The organism is Leifsonia sp. KNZ12-8B (assembly GCF_056755495.1).
The window spans coordinates 1-4838 of sequence record NZ_JBPGXM010000196.1 but is presented as its reverse complement, the minus strand read 5'-3'; the positions used below and the strand labels follow the sequence as shown (position 1 = coordinate 4838).

3 protein-coding genes and 1 pseudogene are annotated in these 4838 nt (G+C 73.9%); 1 reads left to right on the top strand and 3 read right to left on the bottom strand.

From position 1 onward, the window contains the following. Window positions 1–1955: TPM domain-containing protein (locus ACR9ZG_RS18050; protein ID WP_481286228.1), on the bottom strand; the 1955-nt coding region annotated here is incomplete at its 3' end. A 152-nt stretch (window positions 1956–2107) separates the two neighbouring features. On the opposite strand from ACR9ZG_RS18050, the gene ACR9ZG_RS18045 reads away from it, so the two are divergent. After that, window positions 2108–2884: a gamma-glutamyl-gamma-aminobutyrate hydrolase family protein gene (locus ACR9ZG_RS18045; protein WP_481286227.1), complete on the top strand. Its 777-nt coding sequence runs from the start codon at window positions 2108–2110 to the stop codon at window positions 2882–2884. 46 nt (window positions 2885–2930) lie between these two features. Here the strand turns inward: ACR9ZG_RS18045 and ACR9ZG_RS18040 are convergent. After that, window positions 2931–3560, bottom strand: a pseudogene (locus ACR9ZG_RS18040) (protein-L-isoaspartate(D-aspartate) O-methyltransferase); the annotation flags it as partial. A gap of 82 nt (window positions 3561–3642) precedes the next feature. After that, window positions 3643–4635 carry an SDR family oxidoreductase gene (locus ACR9ZG_RS18035; RefSeq protein WP_481286226.1) on the bottom strand — a complete coding sequence of 331 codons (993 nt, stop codon included), beginning with the start codon at window positions 4633–4635 and terminating at the stop codon, window positions 3643–3645. Window positions 4636–4838: the final 203 nt, after the last annotated feature.

Below are 4838 nucleotides of genomic sequence, written 5' to 3'. Positions count from 1 at the left end.
AGATGTGTATAAGAGACAGTCCCGCCGCTCAGGACGGAGTCGATGAGGATGCCGCCCAGGATGGCGCCCATCGCACCGCTTCCGCCGCCGCGACCGGAGGTGCCGCCGCCGAACATGCCGCCGAGGCCGCCCATGTCGGGCTGGAACCCGCCGACGTCGCGCTGGGCGAGGTCGGTCGCCTCCTCGGCCAGCTGGGCGGCACGCTGGGCCTGGCCGAGCGCGGTCACCGGGTCGGAGGCCGCGGTCTGCTCGGCCTGCACGACCAGGCGCCCGGCCTCGGCGAGCCGGGTGCGTGCCTCTGCTCCCACCGCTCCACGACGGGCCGTGATGAAGTCCTCGCACGCGGAGACGCGCGCGTGCGCCGTGAGCAGGGCCTGCTGCAGCGACGACTGCGCCCGCTGGGTCTGCAACCGGGCGTCGCGCACGCCCTGGAGCGCGCCGTCGATCGCGCGGTTGGCCGTGTCGAGGCGCTGCGCCAGTTCCAGCGGGTTGACCGGGGGAGCGGCGAGCTTCGCCTTCACGTCGCTCAGCGTCTGCTCGGTGCTCGCGACGACGCCGGCGATGGCGCCGCCCGGGTCTCCGGCCGCGGCGAGGGCGCGGGCCTCGGCGAGGTCGCTCTCGAGCTCGGGCACGACGGCGTCGATCGCCTGCTGGGTCTTCGCCAGGTCGGCGCCGACCCGGTCGACCGCGTCGAGGAGCAGCGCCGCCTGATCGACGGCCTCCTCCGCCGCGCGCACGCCGACCGCCGCCGCGCTGGTGTCGCCCGCTGCCGCCTTCTGCTGCGCCGCGGTGAGGGTGGAGACCGCGAAGTCCAGTCGCTGGCCGGCCTGCTCGATGTTGTCGTGCACCGTGCTGAGGGAGGCCGCCGTGTACCGCCGGCCGAGGTCGGTGAACGTCGTCTCGGTCTGCTGCATGCGGGCCCGCGTCTTCTGCTCGGCCGCGGTAACGTCGGCGCTCGCCTCCGGGATGCGCTTCTCGAGCGCCCGCAGCTCGTCGAAGGCGTCGGCCTGGTCGTCGAGCGCCTCGTTGGCGGTGGTGCACAGCTGCACGATGCGGATGTTCCATTCGCGCCGCTGCTCGTCGGTGTCCGGTTCGGCGTCGTCGAGCTGCTGCTTGATCCGGAAGGCGTCGCGCAGCTGCGCCTTCGCCTGGTCGAGCGCCGCCTGGAAGGGGACGACCGCCTCAGCGCCGTACTGCGCGGTCGCGAAGCCGAGCTCCTCCTCGCTGGTGCGGATCGCGTCGTCCGTCTGCACCAGCGCCGAGCCGGCCCTGCGCTCCAGCTCCTTCAGCGGCATGGTCTGCAGCTCGCTCTGCGGCTGGGCCGGCGCACCGGGTGCACCGGCACCGGGCGCACCGGCGCCGACCCGCTTGCGCGACCGGGTCCGGACCACGAGGAAGATCACCACGCCGACGACGAGCACACCGATGAGGAAGAACCAGAAGAAGCCGCTGCCGCCGCCTCCGCCGCCTCCCGCCGCGTCTGCCAGCCCGTCCACCGCCGCCAGCGCCGCGCCAGACCAGTCGTCGTCGTGCAGCTTCGGCTCGATGTCGTCCTGCTCGATCCTGGTGAGCTGGTCGGTGGAGACCGGACCGCTGTCGTCGCCGGAGAGGTAGTACGTGCGGCCCTGCGTCGCCACCGCGAGCACGTAGTCGGAGGGGCCGAGTCCGTTGCGGCTCGCCGTCTCGTTCGCCCAGTCCTGCGCGTCGGCGGGGTTGGTGAAGTCGTCGACGTAGACCACCCACAGGTCGAGCTTGTGCTGCTGGTAGAGACCGTCGACGGCCTTCTCGATCTCGGCGGTCTCGCCGCCGTCGAGCACGCCGGCCTGGTCCACCACCCTGCTCGTGCCGAGCTGGACGGGGTCCTGCGCCGCGGCGGGGCCTGCTGCCGCCACCGCCGGGGCCACCGCCAGGCCGATCGCCAGGAGCACCCCGGTCAGCACACGTCGCAAGCGCATCCCCCCACTCTCCCGGGCGTTCCTGAGTTGCTGCCGAGTCTATGCGGGGGCCTGTCGGCTGTCACTGTTTCGACCTGTTACGCGGCGGGATGCGGCCGGCGGCGGCTCCCGGCAGGATCGGACGGGTCAGCGACCGGCGAGAGGAGGAGCCCGTGGCAGCATCCGGCGCCCGCTCGCTCGCCGTGGTCGAGGCCACCCGCTTCCGCGGCCACGACCCCGCCTATCACGCCTACGTGCAGCTGCTGGTCGGTGCCGTCATCGCCGAGGCGGAGGCCCAGGGCCTGCGCGTCAGCCGGCTCGCCGCCGACGAGGGCCGCGCCCGGCTGCTCGCACGCACCGACGCCGCCGACGCGGTCGTCATCGTGGGCGGGGAGGACATCGCACCGCGCTTCTACGGTGGAAGCGCCGGCTACGCGCACGAGAGCCGTCACCTCGAGGCCGCCGACGACGCGCAGATCGCCCTCGTGCACCGCTCGATCGAGCGCGGCGTGCCGCTGCTCGGGATCTGCCGCGGCCTCCAGATCGTCAACGTCGCCCTCGGCGGCACGCTGCTGCAGGACCTGGGCGACGACAGCGGCCACGTCAACCGCGGCGTGCCGATCCCCGATGTCCTGACGACCCACCCGGTGCTCCTGGAGGCCGGGAGCCGGGTGGAGGCTCTGCTCGGCGGACCCGTCGTCGACGTCCGCAGCGCGCACCACCAGGCGGTCGACGTGCTGGGGGAAGGCCTGGTCGTCACCGGCCGCGCGCCAGACGGTCATGTGGAGGCCGTCGAGCACCGCGACGCGCCCGTGCTCGCCGTGCAGTGGCATCCGGAGGACCGGCATGCGCCCGCCGGCCAGCTGGCCGCGCTGCTCGGCGCCCTGCGGGAGGCCCCCGCCGCGGCGCGCGGAACGATCCGCGAGCCGGCCGCCGCCGTCGCCGCCTGAGACGTCCGCACAAGCCGCCCGCGCGCCCCGCGCGCGCCGCGCACGCTCACGCCTCCGGCCACGCCTCCTCGCCCACCAGGGGCACGAACGCGACCGCGCCGAGATTCGTCTCGCGCAGCTCCCCGTCCGCCCGCAGCTGGAACGCCGCGAGGTGCTGCGCCCCGCCCGGCCGCCCCACGGGCATGACGATCCGGCCGCCGGGCGCGAGCTGCTCCACCCACGCCCGCGGCAACGACGGCCCGGTGGCCGCCGCGAGGATCGCGTCGTACGGCGCGCCCTCCGCCCAGCCCAGCGTGCCGTCGCCGGTGACCACGTTCACCCGGTACCCGAGCGCGTCGAGCGTGGCCGCGGCGGCGACGGCGAGGCCGGCGTGCCGTTCGATGCTCACCACCCGGTGCGCGAGCTCCGCTGCGACCGCCGCCGCGTAGCCGGAGCCGGTTCCGACGTCGAGCACGCTGTCCTCGGGCCCGATGCGCGCGGCCTCCAGCATCAGCGCCACGATGTACGGCTGCGAGATCGTCTGGCCCTCGCCGATCGGTATCGGATGGTCCTCGTACGCGTACCGCACCGAGGGCTCCGGCACGAACTCGTGGCGCGGGACGCGTCGCATCGCGTCGAGCACCCGTTGGTCCTCGATCCCGCGGGGGACGAGCTGCTGCTCGACCATCCGCCAGCGCTCGGTCTCATAGTCGCCGTCCGTGGCGCCATTGAACCACCGCCGGGCGTCCCGGTGCGACGGTGCGGCGACCGGCCGTGCCTCAGATCGACCGCGCGTGCTCCACGAGCCGGTCGAACGCCGCGTCGAGGTCGGGGTCGGTCCGCTGCCGGGAGGCGTCGGCCAGGTACCACTCGACGATCTCGCCTGCGCCGCGCGCGAACGGCACGCTGGCCTGGAACTCGGGCACCAGCGCCTTCACCTTGCTGTTGTCGAAGTGCATCGAGTGCGCCTTGTCGCCGATGAGGCCGGGGCCGAGCTCGGGGACGACCCGTGCGATGGTCTCGCTGGACACGTGCACGAGCTCGGCCTCCACGCCGAGCGCCTCGGCGAGGTCGCAGTAGATGCGGTCCCAGGTGGGGGCCTCGTCGCCGGTGATGTGGAAGGAGTCGCCCACCGCCTCCGGCCGGCCGAGCAGACCGACGAAGGCGACCGCGAAGTCGCCGGCGTGCGTGATCGTCCACCGGCTGGTGCCGTCGCCGTGCACGACGACCGGAGCGCCGCGGCGCATCCGCTCGAGGTCGGTCCAGTGCCCCATGGTCGGGATCATCGTGCGGTCGTAGGTGTGCGACGGCCGCACGATCGTGACCGGGAAGCCGCGGTCGCGGTACGCCTCCACCAGAAGGTCCTCGCACGCGATCTTGTCGCGCGAGTACTGCCAGAACGGGTTGCGCAGCGGGGTCGACTCCGTGACCGGCACGCGCGCCGGCGGCTTCTGATAGGCCGACGCGGAGCTGATGAAGACGTACTGGCCGACCCGCCCCTCGAACAGGTCGAAGTCCGTGCGGATGTGCTCGGGTGTGAACGCGAGGAACTCGGCAGCGACGTCGAAGCTCCGCTCGCCCAGCACGTCGTGCACGCTCCGCGGGTCGCGGATGTCGGCGTGGAGCACCTCGACGCCGTCCGGCAGCGGCCGGGTGGTGCTGTTCCCGCGGTTGACGACGGTGACCTCGTGCCCCGCCTCCACCGCCCGCGCCACGCATGCCGAGCTGATCACTCCGGTGCCGCCGACGAAGAGGGTGCGCGTCGCTGCCATGGATCTCCCTACGGTCGAGGGCGCCCGTGCTGCACCGGCGCCACGGGGACTCAGACTAGCCCGAGGCACCGGTCACCGGAAGGCGGTGCAGGCGTACACTCCACGGCGACCGCGTCCCCCGCGCGCGTCCCCCCGCGGCCCCCTCACCCAGTGGGGGCCGTCGGGCACCGGCCGCTGGCTGCGCGGGATGCACATATCGGCGG